Annotated in this window: 15 protein-coding genes and 1 rRNA gene; 9 read left to right on the top strand and 7 right to left on the bottom strand. The window is 68.6% G+C overall.

Features of this window, described 5'->3' with window-relative positions; translation table 11 throughout:
- Positions 1 to 22 precede the first annotated feature (22 nt).
- From rrf to ACTWQN_RS14925, 5 genes are all read left to right on the top strand, one after another.
- Positions 23 to 139, top strand: a 5S ribosomal RNA gene (gene rrf, locus ACTWQN_RS14905).
- Positions 140 to 271: 132 nt separating this feature from the next.
- The gene (locus tag ACTWQN_RS14910; RefSeq protein WP_443204060.1) at positions 272 to 1,024 is read left to right on the top strand and encodes a type 1 glutamine amidotransferase; all 753 of its coding nucleotides are present in this window, start codon (positions 272 to 274) and stop codon (positions 1,022 to 1,024) included.
- A gap of 52 nt (positions 1,025 to 1,076) precedes the next feature.
- A complete protein-coding gene (locus ACTWQN_RS14915; RefSeq protein ID WP_443204061.1) occupies positions 1,077 to 4,118 on the top strand; it encodes a bifunctional [glutamine synthetase] adenylyltransferase/[glutamine synthetase]-adenylyl-L-tyrosine phosphorylase in 3,042 nt (1,013 codons plus the stop codon).
- A 21-nt stretch (positions 4,119 to 4,139) separates the two neighbouring features.
- Positions 4,140 to 4,655, top strand: a complete 516-nt coding sequence (locus ACTWQN_RS14920) for a GNAT family N-acetyltransferase (RefSeq protein WP_443204062.1) — start codon at positions 4,140 to 4,142, stop codon at positions 4,653 to 4,655.
- Between the two features lie 234 nt (positions 4,656 to 4,889).
- Positions 4,890 to 5,750, top strand: coding sequence for an SMP-30/gluconolactonase/LRE family protein (locus ACTWQN_RS14925; protein ID WP_443204063.1), 861 nt, complete (start codon positions 4,890 to 4,892; stop codon positions 5,748 to 5,750).
- A 126-nt stretch (positions 5,751 to 5,876) separates the two neighbouring features.
- On the opposite strand, the gene glnA is transcribed toward ACTWQN_RS14925, so the two are convergent.
- On the bottom strand, positions 5,877 to 7,301 hold the full coding sequence (gene glnA, locus ACTWQN_RS14930; RefSeq protein WP_443204064.1) for a type I glutamate--ammonia ligase: 1,425 nt from the start codon (positions 7,299 to 7,301) through the stop codon (positions 5,877 to 5,879).
- A gap of 218 nt (positions 7,302 to 7,519) precedes the next feature.
- Here glnA and ACTWQN_RS14935 point away from each other — a divergent pair, with 218 nt between their 5' ends.
- Positions 7,520 to 7,990 carry an RDD family protein gene (locus tag ACTWQN_RS14935; RefSeq protein ID WP_443204065.1) on the top strand — a complete coding sequence of 157 codons (471 nt, stop codon included), beginning with the start codon at positions 7,520 to 7,522 and terminating at the stop codon, positions 7,988 to 7,990.
- An 85-nt stretch (positions 7,991 to 8,075) separates the two neighbouring features.
- Here the strand turns inward: ACTWQN_RS14935 and ACTWQN_RS14940 are convergent, their stop codons facing one another.
- The 3 genes from ACTWQN_RS14940 to ACTWQN_RS14950 all read right to left on the bottom strand — a co-directional run bounded on the left by ACTWQN_RS14940 (position 8,076) and on the right by ACTWQN_RS14950 (position 10,470).
- On the bottom strand, positions 8,076 to 8,810 hold the full coding sequence (locus ACTWQN_RS14940) for a DUF4191 domain-containing protein (protein WP_443204066.1): 735 nt from the start codon (positions 8,808 to 8,810) through the stop codon (positions 8,076 to 8,078).
- A gap of 157 nt (positions 8,811 to 8,967) precedes the next feature.
- Positions 8,968 to 9,969 carry a lipoyl synthase gene (lipA, locus tag ACTWQN_RS14945; RefSeq protein ID WP_443204067.1) on the bottom strand — a complete coding sequence of 334 codons (1,002 nt, stop codon included), beginning with the start codon at positions 9,967 to 9,969 and terminating at the stop codon, positions 8,968 to 8,970.
- 78 nt (positions 9,970 to 10,047) lie between these two features.
- Positions 10,048 to 10,470, bottom strand: coding sequence for a VOC family protein (locus ACTWQN_RS14950; RefSeq protein ID WP_443204068.1), 423 nt, complete (start codon positions 10,468 to 10,470; stop codon positions 10,048 to 10,050).
- Between the two features lie 106 nt (positions 10,471 to 10,576).
- On the opposite strand from ACTWQN_RS14950, the gene ACTWQN_RS14955 reads away from it, so the two are divergent.
- On the top strand, positions 10,577 to 11,377 hold the full coding sequence (locus tag ACTWQN_RS14955) for a helix-turn-helix transcriptional regulator (RefSeq protein ID WP_443204069.1): 801 nt from the start codon (positions 10,577 to 10,579) through the stop codon (positions 11,375 to 11,377).
- On the opposite strand, the gene ACTWQN_RS14960 is transcribed toward ACTWQN_RS14955, so the two are convergent.
- Entirely contained in the window at positions 11,361 to 11,843 is a 483-nt protein-coding gene (locus tag ACTWQN_RS14960; RefSeq protein WP_443204070.1) for a hypothetical protein, read from the bottom strand. The two genes, ACTWQN_RS14955 and ACTWQN_RS14960, sit on opposite strands and share 17 nt — an antisense overlap.
- Positions 11,844 to 11,961: 118 nt before the next feature.
- On the opposite strand from ACTWQN_RS14960, the gene ACTWQN_RS14965 reads away from it, so the two are divergent.
- A complete protein-coding gene (locus ACTWQN_RS14965) occupies positions 11,962 to 12,561 on the top strand; it encodes a TetR/AcrR family transcriptional regulator (RefSeq protein WP_443204071.1) in 600 nt (199 codons plus the stop codon).
- A 46-nt stretch (positions 12,562 to 12,607) separates the two neighbouring features.
- Entirely contained in the window at positions 12,608 to 13,552 is a 945-nt protein-coding gene (locus ACTWQN_RS14970) for an LLM class F420-dependent oxidoreductase (protein ID WP_443204072.1), read from the top strand.
- A 60-nt stretch (positions 13,553 to 13,612) separates the two neighbouring features.
- Here the strand turns inward: ACTWQN_RS14970 and ACTWQN_RS14975 are convergent, their stop codons facing one another.
- Together ACTWQN_RS14975 and ACTWQN_RS14980 are read right to left on the bottom strand one after the other, a co-directional pair.
- Positions 13,613 to 14,104, bottom strand: a complete 492-nt coding sequence (locus tag ACTWQN_RS14975; protein WP_443204073.1) for an ArsR/SmtB family transcription factor — start codon at positions 14,102 to 14,104, stop codon at positions 13,613 to 13,615.
- 14 nt (positions 14,105 to 14,118) lie between these two features.
- Positions 14,119 to 15,228 (bottom strand): serine hydrolase, encoded by a 1,110-nt coding sequence (locus ACTWQN_RS14980; RefSeq protein ID WP_443204074.1) that lies wholly within the window; start codon positions 15,226 to 15,228, stop codon positions 14,119 to 14,121.
- Between the last annotated feature and the right edge of the window lie 25 nt (positions 15,229 to 15,253).

Below are 15,253 nucleotides of genomic sequence, written 5' to 3' on the forward strand. Positions count from 1 at the left end.
GGTGGTGGGGGTGTGAGGGGTTGTCGGTGGCGATGGCGGGGAGGGTACGCCCGGTCCCATTCCGAACCCGGTAGCTAAGTTCCCCAGCGCTGATGGTACTGCACTCGACAGGGTGTGGGAGAGTAAGGCACCACCGACACACAACACAAAAAGGAGGGGCTTCCCGTTCCGGCAACGGAACAGGAAGCCCCTCCTTTTGCTTTCCAATAGATCACAATATTGACCCTAACCTCGTTGGGTGAACGCGTCATCAACACGTACGCTCACGGACATGAGTGGTACGCGGGTTCTCGTCGTCCAGCCATCGAAGCTGGATCCGCTGGGTGAGTTGGGCGAATGGCTGCTGGCGGCCGGTGCGGATCTCGATGTCGTCCTCCCGGCTGAACAAGAGCTGCCCACTGATTTCGACAACCATCAGGGCGTTGTTGTGCTCGGCGGTGAGATGGGCGCGTACGACGACGCCGATCATCCTTGGTTGGCCGGAGTTCGCGGCCTGCTCAGCAGAGCGGTTGCCCAGCGGATTCCGGTCCTGGCGATCTGCCTCGGCGCCCAGCTGCTCGCCGCCGCGACCGGTGGACAGGTACGTCCCGCGCGCAAAGGACCCGAGGTTGGCACGCTCCTGGTCGCGAAGCGCGATGCCGCGGCAGCGGATCCACTGCTCGGTCCACTGCCGCTGACGCCTGACGTGTTGCAGTTCCATTCCGACGAGATCACGACTCTGCCGCCATCGGCTCAGTTGCTCGCATCCTCCCCGAAGTGCGACAACCAGGCGTTCCGGGTCGGCGACTGCGCATACGGGCTGCAGTTCCACATCGAGACCACGCCGGACATCGTGCTGGAGTGGGCTCGGCTTTCCTCCGATACGGCGGCGACCGCCCGCCCCGGGCAGTTCGAGCCGGAGCACCTGGCGGAGTTCCACGCCGATCTCGCCGAGACGTGGCAGCCGGTCGCGGAACGCTTCGTGCGGCTGGTCGCCACCCCGCCGGAGGAACGCAGCACCACCAGGTTCCTACCGCTGGCGTGATTGTCGTAAGGCTGGCTCTTCATCGGCATCCGGTTCGGACTACGGTTCGAACATGGCCAACAGCAACTCGACGCGATCGGGTTCGGTGCCTTCTCCCGCACGCTACGGCTTCAGCGATGCGCCACGTGCCGAGGCCCAACTGAGACGAGCCGGTTGGTGGTCCGACCTCGGCCCGGAGGGAGCCGAGCCGATCGTGGCCGCGCTGTCCCGCACCCCGGATCCCGATCTGGCGCTGCACTCGCTCGACCGGCTCCGAGACGTCGCCGATTCGGCCTGGGCGGAGCTGTCGGGCGCCCTGGCCGACGATGTCGGGCTGCGTGGCCGGTTGTTCGGCGTGCTCGGTGAGTCCACGGCGCTCGCTGATCACCTCGTGGCACACCCGGCCGACTGGCGCCGCCTGCGCTCGGACGCGGTGCAGCCCAACACGCTCCCGGAACGCACGTCGGTGCTGCTGACCGCGGTGGGCGCGGACGGCGGCGGTGTGCCGGGGACGGCGGGCGGCCCGGTCGCGAAGCTGCACGGAGTCGATGCGGTGCGTGCGCTGCGCGGCACGTATCGAGGATTGCTGTTGGACGTCGCTGGCCACGACATGGCGAGTGTCGTGGAACCGTCGCTACCTACGATGCCGTACGAGAACGTCGCCGCGACGTTGTCGGACGTTGCGGTGGGCGCGCTTCGGGCCGCTCTGTCGGTGGCCGTGGCGGAACTGCAGCGCTCCGGTGTGGCCGAGGTACCCAGGCTCGCGGTGATCGCGATGGGCAAATGCGGTGGCCGGGAGCTGAACTACGTCAGCGACGTCGACGTGGTGTTCGTCGCTGACAGCGAGTCGGACATCCCGGTCGCGACTCGGCTGGCCAGCCTCATGATGCGAATCGCTAGCCCGGCTTTCTTCGAGGTCGACGCCGCATTGCGTCCCGAGGGCAAGGCCGGGGCCCTGGTGCGCACCCTGGACGGGCATCTCAGCTACTACCGGAGGTGGGCCCGGACCTGGGAGTTCCAGGCGCTGTTGAAGGCGCGTCCGGTGGCCGGGGACGAAGAGCTCGGCGTGCGCTACCTCGATGCGGTGCAGCCCTTGGTGTGGACCGCCGCGGAACGCGAGGATTTTGTGGCGGACGTCCGGTCGATGCGGCGGCGGGTCGAGGACCACGTTCCGCTGGAGCTGGTCGAGCGCGAGCTCAAGCTCGGGCGCGGCGGGCTGCGGGACGTGGAGTTCGCCGTGCAGCTGCTGCAGATGGTCCACGGGCGCAGCGACGATTCGCTGCGGCCGAAGTCCACGTTGGACGCGTTGCGGGCGTTGGGGGAGGGCGGCTACGTGGCCCGCTCCGACGCCGCAGACCTGGTGGACTCCTACCGGTTCCTGCGCACCGTCGAGCACCGGTTGCAGCTCCGGCAATTGCGTCGCACCCACCTGTTCCCGCCGTTCGACGACAGCGACGCGCTGAGCGTGCTCGCCCGCGCGGTCGGCCTGCGCTCCTCCGGTCGCAACACCGCCGCGCAGGCCCTGGTCGCGGAATTCCGCAGGCACGGCAACCGGGTTCGGCGGCTGCACGAGAAGCTCTTCTACCGTCCGCTGCTGGAAGCCGTCGCGAAGGTGCCGACTGCGGCGCTGCGGTTGACGACCTCGGCGGCTGTCGAGCGGCTGGCAGCGCTTGGCTACACGTCCCCGGAAGGCGCCCTGCGGCACATCGGGGCGTTGACGTCGGGGGTGTCGAGGCGGGCGAGCATCCAGGGCACGTTGTTGCCGATGTTGCTGGATCTGCTGGCGCGCACCCCGGATCCGGACGGCGGCCTGCTCGCGTACCGCAAGGTGTCCGAGGCGTTGGCCGAAACGCCGTGGTACCTGCGGCTGCTGCGTGACGAAGGCGTGGTCGCCGAACGGTTGGCGCAGTTGTTGGGCACCTCGAAGCTGGTGCCGGAACTGCTGGTGCGTGCCCCGGAAGTGCTGCGGTTGTTGTCGGACACGCCCGCCCTGGCCGAACGCGATCCGATGGAGGCCGCGGCGTCGCTGCGCAGTGCGGTGGCGCGGTATTCGGATCCGCAGCGGGCGGTGTCGGCGGCGCGTTCGCTGCGGCGGCACGAACTGCTGCGCATCGCGTGCGGTGACCTGCTCGGTCTGGCGGAACCGGCAGAGGTGTTCCGGGCGCTGTCCAGCATCTGGGTGGCGGTGCTGGAGTCGGCGCTGGACGTGTCCGTGCGAGATGTGGCCAGCCGGTCCGCGGCGGAGGTTCCGGCGCGGATCGCGGTGATCGCCATGGGGCGTCTGGGCGGCGCCGAACTCGGTTACGGTTCCGACGCTGATGTGTTGTTCGTGTGCGAGCCGGTCGGCGGCGCCGACGAGACCACGGCCGTTCGGTTCGCCACTGCGGTCGTCGAGCAGGTGCGGCGCCTGCTGGGTGCGCCGAGCCAGGATCCGGCTTTGGAAGTCGACATCGATCTGCGGCCGGAGGGACGGCGGGGTGCGCCGGTGCGGACCCTGGATTCCTACCTGTCGTACTACCGGCGTTGGGGCGAGGTGTGGGAGGCGCAGGCCCTGCTGCGGGCGCGTGCGGTCGCGGGCGACGCCGACCTGGGGGAGCGGTTCTGCCACGCCATCGATCCGATCCGATATCCAGACGGTGGGCTGGACGAGTCGAAGGTCCGGGAGATCCGCCGCATCAAGGCGCGGGTGGATTCCGAGCGGCTGCCACGCGGCGCTGACCCGGCCACGCACACCAAGCTCGGCCGCGGTGGTCTGGCCGACGTGGAGTGGACGCTGCAACTCCTGCAACTGCGGCATGCGCACGAGTTCGGCGAACTGCGCATCACGTCGACGGTGGACGGGCTGCGCGCCGCAGCCGGCGTCGGCCTGCTGGCTGCCGGTGACGCCGACGAGCTCATCGAGGCGTGGACGTTGGCGATGCGGGTGCGCAACGCGGTGATGTTGGTCCGAGGCAAGCCCGGCGATCAGCTTCCCAAGCAGACACGGGAACTCAGCGCGGTGGCAGCGGCTCTGGGCTATCCGGCCGGGGTGGACACCGGTGAGGTCGTCGACGACTACCTCCGGGTGACGCGGCGCGCCCGCGCGGTGGTCGAGCGGGTCTTCTACGACTCGTGACCGCCGCCTAGGGTGGGTGCCGTGACCGATCAGCTGCGCCAGGCCGAAGAACGCGACCATCTGCGGATCGTGGCGGCGATCGAGTCGTGGTGGACGGATTCCCGCGCCCCGGCGGCGGCCCGCGAATTGTCGTTGCTGGTGCCGCGGTTGTTCCTGCAGCATTTCTCCGGCACGAGCTTCGTCGCCGAGCAGGACGGTCGAATGGTGGGCTTTCTGGTCGGATTCCTGTCCTTCGACCACCCGGCGGAGGCCTACATCCACTTTGTCGGCGTCGATCCGGCGCTGCGCGGGAGGGGACTCGCGCGCCAGCTCTACACCGCATTTTTCGACGTCGCTTCCCGTGCCGGGCGCAGCCGCGTCCACTGCATCACCTCCCCGGCGAACACCGGATCGATCGGTTTTCACCGGCGCATGGGATTCCAGTTGGTTCCGGGTGATGCCGAAATCGATGGGGTACCGGTGCACCAGAATTACGATGGCCGGGGGCACGACCGGGTTTGCTTCGTTCGGGAAATTCCGCCGGTTTCGGGCAGTTGACCTGCGCCGGAGCGTGTGTTGTGGACTATTTGGACAAAGTTGTCGGCAATTGTTCGGTTGCCCGCGATGGCGGCAATCAGATTCGTCCGGACGATGCATCGTGGGGCAACGCAGCTGCTGTGTTGTCCGCATTGGACATTTTTTGGCGAACCCGGTCGGCGGTCCCGAGTTTTCGAATTCGCCAGTAGCCTCGACGATCAGGGGCAGGCGTGGTCGGCGATGCTGGAGGAGTCGATGTCCGTGGACTTCGAGCTGCTCGTCGATCGGCAGGCGCTGTGCGGGGCGAGCCCGTTGTGGATGTCGGCGCTCAATTGTGTGCATTGGGTGGATTTCTTGCGCCGCGAATTGCACACCTATCACCGGGATTCCGGTATCGACGAAGTGCGGGTGCTGCCGGGTGTCGTGACCGCGCTGGGGGCCACCAGGCACGGGCAGTTGATCGCCGCCGCCGGGCACGGTTTCGCGCGGGTGCATTTGGGGCGTGCCGCGCTGGAACCGGTGGTGCAGGTGCGCAACGGCGACCGGATGAACATCGGCGCCTGCGACCCGGCTGGACGGTTCGTGGCCAGCACCCTGACGCATGCCCGCGACCTGCGCGCCAGCGCGCTGTACGTGCTCGAAAGCGACCGCGCTCGGCTGCTGGTCGACGGTGTGACCGGCGCGGGTGGCCTGGCCTGGAGTCCGGACGGCCGCCGGATGTACCTGGTCGACACGCGCACCATCTGGGTCTACGACTACGACGTGGAACGGGCGCGGGCGATCGCCGGGCGGCAGTGGGTGGTGTGCGCGGAATCCGAGGGCAGCCCGGAAGGCATCGCGGTGGATGCCGAAGGCTGCGTGTGGGTCGCGATGCACTGGACCGGCCGGATCCACCGGTACGCGCCCAGCGGGGACCTCGAAACCGTGTTGTGGGCACCGACCAGGCGGATCACCAGCCTGACCTTCGGTGGCTCGCGGCTGGAGGAGATGTACGTGACCTCGGCGTGCTTCGGCTACGACGAACACGCCCTGCTCGCCGACCCATACGCCGGTTCGCTGCTGCGGTTCAAACCCGGCACCGTCGGTGCGCTGATCTCGCCGTGGCAGGGGATCTGATCCGGCCAGGGCACCGCCATTCGCTGCGGTTCTGCGCTAATAACACCGGATGCTACCGCCTGGCGGGAAAAAGCAAGCGGGGTGGGAACCGAAGTCCCCACCCCGCTCACCGAGCGGTCCAGCGGATCACACGTCGAAGTACAGCGCGAACTCGTGCGGGTGCGGCCGCAGCCGGATCGGGTCGATCTCATCTTCCCGCTTCAGGCTGATCCAGGTTTCGATCAGGTCGGGGGTGAACACGCCACCCTCCAGCAGGAAGTCGTGGTCGGCTTCCAGGTTGTCGATGACCTTGGCCAGGCTGTCCGGCACGGTCGGCACGTTCTTGGCCTCTTCGGGCGGCAGCTCGTAGAGGTCCTTGTCGATCGGCTCGGCCGGTTCGATCTTGTTCTTGATGCCGTCCAGACCGGCCATCATCATCGCGGCGAACGCCAGGTACGGGTTGCCGGACGGGTCCGGGCAGCGGAACTCGACCCGCTTGGCCTTCGGGTTCGCACCGGTGATCGGGATGCGCATGCACGCGGAGCGGTTGCGCTGCGAGTACACCAGGTTCACCGGGGCTTCGAAGCCCGGCACCAGGCGGTGGTAGGAGTTCACCGTCGGGTTGGTGAAGGCCAGCAGGCTCGGCGCGTGGTGCAGGATGCCGCCGATGTAGTAGCGCGCGGTGTCCGACAGGCCGGCGTAACCCGACTCGTCGTAGAACAGCGGGTTGCCGTCCTTCCACAGCGACTGGTGGGTGTGCATGCCGGAACCGTTGTCACCGAACAGCGGCTTGGGCATGAACGTCGCGGTCTTGCCGTGCTGCCAGGCGGTGTTCTTGATGACGTACTTGAACAGCTGCAAGTCGTCCGCCGCGTGCAGCAGCGTGTTGAACTTGTAGTTGATCTCGGCCTGTCCGCCGGTGCCGACCTCGTGGTGCGCGCGCTCGATGGTGAAGCCCGAGCCGATCAGCTGCTGGACCATCTGGTCGCGGAGATCGGCGAAGTGGTCGTAGGGGGAGACCGGGAAGTAGCCGCCCTTGTAGCGGGTCTTGTAGCCCCGGTTGCCGCCGTCCTCGTCGCGGCCGGTGTTCCACCAGCCCTCGATCGAGTCGACCTCGGCGAAGGTCTTGTTGGCGTCCTCGCCGAACTTGACCGAGTCGAAGATGTAGAACTCGGCCTCGGCGCCGAAGAACGCGGTGTCGGCCACGCCGGACTCGGCCAGGTACTGCTCGGCCTTGCGCGCGATGTTGCGCGGGTCGCGGCTGTAGGGCTCCAGCGTGAACGGGTCGTGCACGAAGAAGTTCAGGATCAGCGTCTTCTCGGCACGGAACGGGTCCACCCGCGCGGTGTAGGGGTCCGGCAGCAGCAGCATGTCCGATTCGTGGATCGACTGGAAGCCGCGCACCGAGGAGCCGTCGAAGGCCAGTCCCTCGGTGAACGCATCCTGGTCGAACGACGCGGCGGGAACCGTGAAGTGCTGCATCACGCCCGGTAGATCGCAGAACCGGACATCGACGAACTTCACGTCTTCATCAGCGATGAAGCGCAGGACCTCGTCAGGATTCTTGAACAACCTCGGTGGCTCCTTCACGCACTCGTACAGCTCACCGACGCCATGCCAAGATTCCGTCGCCGGCTCGGCGCCCACGGTATGTCATGGGTGTTGCCCTGCCGTCACTTGAATGTTTCGTGGGCGTTAACTGCCACCTGTTCGGGTGGCTGGGGTTGCGCGAACCGGCCGACAGTGGTGCTCCGACGGCAGCACTGGTGTGGCACCGTACCCTGGATGACGTGCGAAGAGTCATCGGCTCGTGGCTGGACGGCCCGAAAGGCGCATTGAACCACGCGCGGGAGCAGGCGGACGAGGTGCGGCCCAAGTGGCGCGGCGAGAAGCTCGGCCTGCCCGAGGACGGTCCCGGGTCCGCGGCGCCGCTGGGCAGACGCGCGTTGGCGTTCCTGATCGACATCGTGCTGGCGGCGCTGGTCACCGCCGCGTTCACGGTGCCGAACTACCCCGGTGACTGGAGCCTGCTGACCTGGTTCGTGATCACGGTCGTGCCGGTGTCGTTCTTCGGCGTCACGCCGGGCATGGCGATGCTGCGGATCTGGGTCGCGCGGATGGACAGCACCGGCATGGTGGGGCCGCTGCGCGCGATCCTGCGCTGCGGGCTGACGCTGCTGATCATCCCGGCGGTGGTGTGGAACTTCGACGGCCGCTCCTGGCACGACCGCCTCAGCGGCACCATCGTCCTCAGCCGCTGAGCCAAGCCCACGAAGAAGCGGGCCCGAGTTGATCCCGGGCCCGCTTCTCACATTCCTGCGGATGAACTGCGCTCGCGGTCGGGACCTACTTCGCGCGGCGGACGGCGCGTTGCACGTTGCGCATCTTGGCACCCTGCGGCATCGGACCCTTGGGCATCGCGTTGCCGCGGCTGGCCAGCGCCGCCAACCGGTTCTCGATCGAGTCGATCTGGCCGGGGCCGATGTTGCGAGGCAGCTTCATGATCCGCTGCTGCAGCTTGCTCAGCCGGACCTGACCCTCTTCGGTGCCGACCACGATCTCGTAGATCGGGGTGTCGCCGACCAGCCTGGCGACCCGCTTCTTCTCCTGCGACATCAGCGACTTGACCCGGTGCGGGGCGCCCTCGCCGACCAGCACGACGCCGGGCCGACCGATCAGCCGGTGCACCGCGTCGAGTTGGGCGGTGCCCGCCACGGCCTGGTTCAGCACCCACCGGCCGCGCAGGTTGTCCAACGCCCATCCGGCCGCACCGGGCTGTCCGTCGGCCTTGCGGTAGACGTTGGCCTGCACCCGCCGCCCGAAGATGATCACTGCGGCCAACAGACCGAAAGCCAGGCCGACCGGGAGGAACACCCAGTGCACGTTCCAGATCATGCCCACCAGGAACACCACGACGGTTACGCCGAGGAACGCCCCGAGCATCAGCGGGACGAGCAGCTTGTCCTCCCGGCGTTGCATCTTGAACGCCTCGAAGATCTGCTTGATGCGGCCCCGAGTCGCCTGGCGCCGCTGTTTGGCCGCCGCTTTCTTGGCTGCCTTGTCCTGGTCCTGCTTGGCCATGGTTTTCAGGATACGGCGCTGGCTCAACCAGGTGCAGCGGCGGTCCGGATGCGTAACCGACCCGTGAACTCCATCCCTGATCACACCGTCAGCTGAAGCGTGAGGGGCACCCGTGACCCAGTTACTTGGTCACGGGTGCCCCTCACTCGGGAAAAGATCAGCGGGCGAGCAGGCTGCTGGCTTCTTGGGCGGCGGTACCCGCTTGGGCGAGGTGGGAGAGGTCGTCCGGCAGTGGCATGCCGCGGTGCACGGTCGCCTTGGCGTACAGGCGGCCGGCCCGGTAGCTGGAGCGCACCAGCGGGCCCGCCATCACACCGGGGAAACCGATCTCCTCGGCGGCCTCGGTGTGCGCCACGAACTCCTCCGGCTTGACCCACCGGTCCACCGGGTGGTGCCGCGCGCTGGGCCGCAGGTATTGGGTGATGGTGATGATGTCGCAGCCCGCGTCGTGCAGGTCCTGCAGCGCCGGGCGCACCTCCTCCGGGGTCTCGCCCATGCCCAGGATCAGGTTCGACTTGGTCACCAGCCCCGCCTCGCGGGCCATCGTGAGCACCTTCAACGACCGCTCGTAGCGGAAGCCCGGCCGGATGCGGCGGAAGATCCGCGGCACCGTCTCCACGTTGTGCGCGAGCACCTCCGGCCGGGAGCCGAACACCTCGGCGAGCTGGTCGGGTTCAGCGTTGAAGTCCGGGATGAGCAGTTCCACACCGGTGCCCGGGTTCAGCGCGTGGATCTCCCGCACCGTCTCGGCGTACAACCAGGCGCCGCCGTCGGCCAAGTCATCGCGGGCGACCCCGGTCACCGTGGAGTAGCGCAGGCCCATGGCCTGCACCGACTCGGCGACCCGGCGCGGCTCCTCGACGTCGAGTTCGGCCGGTTTCCCGGTGTCGATCTGGCAGAAGTCGCAGCGGCGGGTGCACTGGTCACCGCCGATGAGGAAGGTCGCCTCGCGGTCCTCCCAGCATTCGAAGATGTTGGGGCAGCCCGCCTCTTCGCAGACGGTGTGCAAGCCCTCGCGGCGGACGAGACCCTTGAGCTCTTGGTATTCGGGGCCCATCCGTGCGCGGGTCTTGATCCACGACGGCTTCTTCTCGATCGGCGTCTGGCTGTTGCGGGCCTCCAGCCGCAGCAGCTTCCGACCCTCCGGCGCGACAGTCACGACGCCCAGGCTACGCCTTCGATCTCCCCGGTCCGAAAGGGTGAGAACGGTCACCACCTGGGCCGACGCCGCAGGCGATCAGCCGAGCTCGTCGGCGATGGGCCGGTGGTGGACGTACTCGATCACCGTGCCGTCCGGGTGGCGGACGGTGAATCCTTCGCCGACCGGGGCCCGGAACCGCTGCTGGACGAACTCCAGCCCCTCCTGCTGGAAGCGCTGCTCGTAGGGGCCGATGTCGGGGACCAGCAGGGTCCCGACGGTCTGGCGGAACGGGGCCAGCGACTCGTCGGTTCCAGCGATGATCAGGAAGCTGCCGACCGCGTTGAGCGCGAGGTCCTTCTCCGGGTAAGGCATGACCATGTCGCGCTCGACACCGAGCAGCCGTTCGTACCAGGCAGTGGTGGATTCAAGTTCTTCCGGGGCGACGAACACGCGCACGAACGACCGGGGTTCGGGCAGGTTCGAGGAGTCTGGGTTGCGGCGCCAAAGCTGTTGGGACACGGGCCGTTCCTTCCGGTTCGGGGTGGACGGCGCCTAGCGTGGTCGCCGCAGTGCATCCCAGCCAGCAGCGGATCTATGCGGTGACCCCAGGTCATAGGCTGGCGTCGTGACGACCGCAGCGGACTTCCGGCGCCGGGAACTCGGCGCGTTCCTGCGCGCAATCCGGGAGCACGTCGATCCGGCCGATTTCGGGGTCGTGACCACCGGTCGGCGCCGAACTCCGGGACTGCGCCGCGAGGAGGTCGCGGCGGCATCGGGGGTTGGTCTGGCCTGGTACACGTGGCTGGAGCAGGGGCGGGTGCAGACCTCGCGCGAGGTTCTGGAGGCGCTGGCCCGCACCTTGCGGATGGCGCGCGACGAGCGGCGGCACCTGCTGGCACTCGGGGGCTACGTGGCCGACGATGCCGCGGAAGATGATGGGGCGGTCGAGTGGCTGCGGCCGATGCTGGACAGTTGGCCGCTGACCCCGGCGCTGGTGCTGAACCGGCGGTACGACGTGCTGGCGGGCAACGCCGCCTACGCGGCGGTATGGCCGGAGCCTGCGCTTTCCGGTCGACCGAATCTCTTGCTGACCTTGGCGAGCAGTCATCGGCTGGAGGAAATGCTGGTGCCCGAGGAGCGGTTCCTCTATGAGCTGTTCCTCCGCTTCCGAGTGCGCGCCGATCGGTACCCGGACGATTCCGGTGTGATGGAGCGCTTGCGCGAGCTGCGTCCGGATCTGGACCACTGGTGGAGCTGTCGAGCGGTGCGGGAGTTCGGCAGTTGGCCGGTCACGGTGTTGTCCGGGGGCCATCGCCTGCGGTTCACGTGTTCGCTGTTGCAGCCGGACGACTCGACGACGGTGCTGGTCCAGGCGCCGGCCGACGTGGAAACGCGGCGATGGGTGGAACTCAGAAGCTCGGCATGAGCTTGCGCCGCCAACCACCGCGCGGGTCGCTGGGCGTGGCGCGCAGGAGCTGCAGGAAGGCCATGCCGACGCGGGCGATGTCCTTGGCGGGCTCGGTGTGCTCGGCGAGTCCGGCGGCGAGCGCGAGCATCCGTTGCTCACCTGCCGCGCAGGCCTCCAGCGCGGGATGCGCGCTGTGCTGGTCGAGCACGTCGCGCAGCACTGCGTTGGCCGCGGCGGTTTGGCGCCACGCCGCCGTGACCGACTGGACGCGGTCGTCGTGCGGGGCGTCTTCGGTCGCGGCGAGTGCGACCTCGATGCGGCCGGTCAGCTGCTGGTTCCACTTGTAGTGCAGAGCGCGCAGCAGTTCGGCCGAGTCGGTGAAGGGTGCGGGCACCTGGGTCACGGCCTCGGATGGGCTTCGGCGAGCGTTGTCGAGCACCGTTTGGATCGAGTGCTGCCGCTGGTGGAAGTCGTTCCAACTCATGTTCGGCTCTCCGGGGTCGGACCGGGGTGATACCCCAGGTGTGCGGCATACCGAGAGTATGTTGGTGCACCGAAGGTACCACGGCTGCGTACCGTCGGTATGTCATAGGGTTGTGAACATGGCGACAGCTCGACCACGACGCGTGGAGTACTCGGAAAGCACCAGGCAGGCACTGGTGGACTCCGCCGTGGAGCTGTTCACCGAACACGGCTACGCGGGCACCTCGCTGGACGGGATCGCCAAGCGCGCCCGCGTCACCAAAGGCGCCCTCTACCACCACTTCGGCGGGAAGCAGGCGCTGTTCGAGGCCGCCTTCGACGCGGTGGAGACCAACGTGGTCGCCCGGCTGGCCGAGGTCATCTCGGGCACCGGAAGTCCGTGGGAGGCAACGAGATCTGGGCTGCGGGCCTTCCTGGAGGTCTGCCTCGAACCGTCCTACCAGCGCATCGTGGTGCAGGACGGGCCAGCGGTGATGGGGTGGGATCGCTGGCGGGCGGCCGAGGAGGCCCACACCTTCGGCGTGGTTCGCGGTGTGGTCACGGCGCTGGTCGAGACGGGTGAGATCGACCCGCTGCCGATCGAGGCGCTGTCCCGGGTCATGTTCGGCGCGCTGTCGGCGGGGGCCACCGCGATCGCCGGATCCGGATCGCCCAAGCAGGCCCGCGCCGACATCGGGGAGTGCGTGGAGCGGGTCCTCATCGGCTTGCGAACGACCTGAGCCGGTTTGCGGCGTCGGGCAGATCTTGCTACTAGCCTCGGGAGCCGTGAGTGAGAACTTCAAGTTGCGGATCTTCACCGAGCCCCAGCAGGGCGCGACCTACGACGACTTGCTGCGGGTGGCCAAGCACACCGAGGCAACCGGCTACGACGCTTTCTTCCGCTCCGATCACTACCTGAAGATGGGATCGGTGACCGGCGAGCCCGGCCCGACCGACGCATGGGTGACGCTCGGCGGGCTGGCCCGCGAGACCAGCAGGATCCGGTTGGGCACGCTGATGTCGGCTGGCACCTTCCGGCTGCCCGGGCCGTTGGCGATCTCCGTCGCCCAGGTCGACCAGATGTCCGGCGGGCGCGTCGAGTTCGGCCTCGGCAGCGGTTGGTACGAGGAGGAGCACACCGCCTACGGCATCCCGTTCCCGTCGTTGAAGGAGCGGTTCGACCGCTACACCGAGCAGTTGGAGATCATCACCGGGCTTTGGGACACCCCGCCCGGTGAGACCTTCGGATTCCAGGGCGAGTACTACCAGTTGGCCGACTCGCCCGCGCTGCCCAAGCCGGTGCAGCGGCCCCGCCCACCGGTGCTGATCGGCGGGAAGGGCAAGAAGCGCACTCCGGAACTGGCCGCGCGGTTCGCCGACGAGTTCAACCTGCCGTTCACCGACGTCGACACGGCCGCCGAGCAGTTCGAGCGGGTGAGCGCGGCGTGCACGGCGATCGGCCGGGACGCGGGCGAAGTGGTGCGCTCCGTCGCTCTGGTGCTGTGCGTGGGCAAGGACGAAGCGGAGCTCGCCCGCCGGGCGGAGGCCATCGGCTGGGAGGTTGCCGACCTGCGCGCCGCCGGGCTGGCGGGCACTCCCGCCGAGGCGGTCGACAAGATCGGCACCTGGCGGGAGCGCACCGGCATCACCCGCCTCTACCTCCAGGTGCTGGACCTGACCGATCTGGACCACCTCGACCTGGTCGCATCCGAAATCGCCCCACAACTCTGATTTTTTTCGGGTGAAGGGCACCTTTGGCCGACTATGCCGGTCAAAGGTGCCCTTCACCTCTCACCTGAACGGGTGGGTGCGGTCGGGGTGGAGTTGACCTGCGATGTCGGAGGCCGCGGTGAGCAGGATCAGGGCCGGGATCGTGGCTTGGGGGCGTAGCCGGTAGGAACCCCGTTTGTCCTGTTCCACCAGGCCGCAGGACGTCAGGCTCTTCAGGTGGTGGTAGAGCTGGCCGGTGGATCCCAGGTCCGCCGCGGTCTGCAGGGCCGCGGCGGGCTGGGCGCCTTCCTGCGCCAGCAGGCGCACGATGGCGGCGCGCGCCGGGTGCCCGAGCGCGGCCAGCACATCGGCGCGCGGGCCGTCGTCCATGGCGAGCACCCAGGCCGGGTCGACCTGGATCCGCCACTCCAGTTCGACCGGTTCGACCAGGTTGCCCTCGTACTGCACGACACCGCCGCTGGGTTCGACCGAGTCGGCGCGCCGCGGGCCTTCCAGTGCCGCAACGCGTTCTTCGAGTGCCGCGATCCGCTGGTGCAAGTCCTCCGATGTCACCGGTCGAGCTTGCCTCAGCCGGTGAGTGTCTGCGCGAACCGGTCCCGCCACTGCGGGTTTTCGATGGCCAGCAGCAGCGGCAACCCCGGGTCACCCGTGCCGAGCTGGTCCAGCGTGATGTCGCCGTGCGAGAGCAGGGCTCCCGAGGCGACGGTGCCGTCCTGCCGCCGCACCGATATCCCGCAGGTCAGGACCCCGGGCAGGCTGCCGCCCTTGATGCCGATCCCCAGCACGCCGGGCGGCAGGTTGCCGCTGAGCGGTCGTTCCAGGTGGGTGCGGGCGGTCTCGGCCGGGAGGACGCCGGTGGCGACGGCGTGGTGCAGCGCGGCCAGTTGCGCCGCCGTCGCCGACATCGTGTCCGAGCCCCACTCGCACTGCTGCTCGTACGGCGGCAGGCTGCCCCGCAGCAGCCGATCCAGCATGCGCTTGCGCAGTTCGGCGTCGTTGCTGAAGCGGCGTTCCAGGGCGTAGCCGAAGATCCGCCGGGCCGGGGTCGGCAGCTGTGCGGGCGGCGCGAGCTCCGGCAGCGCCAGGAACAGGTACTCCGCGCACATGGACCGGATGTCCGGGCGGGACCAGCCGCCCGCTGCGGCCGCTTGCTGCAATGCGGCATCGCCGAGCCGGTTGCGCAGGTAGTCGGGTGCGGCGCTGTCGCTGAACATGATCATGGCCGAGGCCATGTCGTCGAGCGCCACGCGGTGTTCCGGATCGGCCGCGAACAGGCCCGTGGGGTCGGTGGGGATGCCGAGGTACTTGAGCGCGTTCGCGTGCGCGTAGCCGTCGAGCGGCACGTAGAACCGCTCCCAGTCGCCGACGCGGATCTGCTCCGCGGGGTCCAACCGGCCCTTGGCGACGGCGATCGAATAGGCGGCCAGGTGCACGACCTTGACGGCCGAGGCCAGCGGCTCGGCGGCGTTCGGACGGTGCACCAGTCGCTGCCCGCGCCCGTCGTCGACGACGATGCCGACCTGATCGCGGTGCGTGCTGAGCCAGGTCAGCCAGCCCTCCGGGGTCGCCAGGTCCGGCTGGCTCGGCGGCGACTGGGCGACTGCGCTGGGCGCGATCAGCAGCAGCGGCGCCACCCCTGCGGCGGCGGCCAGCAGGCTGCGACGGGACAACGGCATGACATCACTCCTCTAGTAGTCCGTA

The organism is Saccharopolyspora antiqui (genome assembly GCF_052246905.1).
GTDB lineage: Bacteria > Actinomycetota > Actinomycetes > Mycobacteriales > Pseudonocardiaceae > Saccharopolyspora.

What these genes read in the sequence shown, in the direction of transcription:
- ACTWQN_RS14910 (WP_443204060.1), top strand. Translation starts at nt 272, where the DNA reads ATGAGTGGTACGCGGGTTCTCGTCGTCCAGCCATCGAAGCTGGATCCG.
- ACTWQN_RS14915 (WP_443204061.1), top strand. Translation starts at nt 1,077, where the DNA reads ATGGCCAACAGCAACTCGACGCGATCGGGTTCGGTGCCTTCTCCCGCA.
- ACTWQN_RS14925 (WP_443204063.1), top strand. Translation starts at nt 4,890, where the DNA reads ATGTCCGTGGACTTCGAGCTGCTCGTCGATCGGCAGGCGCTGTGCGGG.
- ACTWQN_RS14940 (WP_443204066.1), bottom strand. Translation starts at nt 8,810, where the DNA reads ATGGCCAAGCAGGACCAGGACAAGGCAGCCAAGAAAGCGGCGGCCAAA.
- ACTWQN_RS14960 (WP_443204070.1), bottom strand. Translation starts at nt 11,843, where the DNA reads ATGAGTTGGAACGACTTCCACCAGCGGCAGCACTCGATCCAAACGGTG.
- ACTWQN_RS14965 (WP_443204071.1), top strand. Translation starts at nt 11,962, where the DNA reads ATGGCGACAGCTCGACCACGACGCGTGGAGTACTCGGAAAGCACCAGG.
- ACTWQN_RS14980 (WP_443204074.1), bottom strand. Translation starts at nt 15,228, where the DNA reads ATGCCGTTGTCCCGTCGCAGCCTGCTGGCCGCCGCCGCAGGGGTGGCG.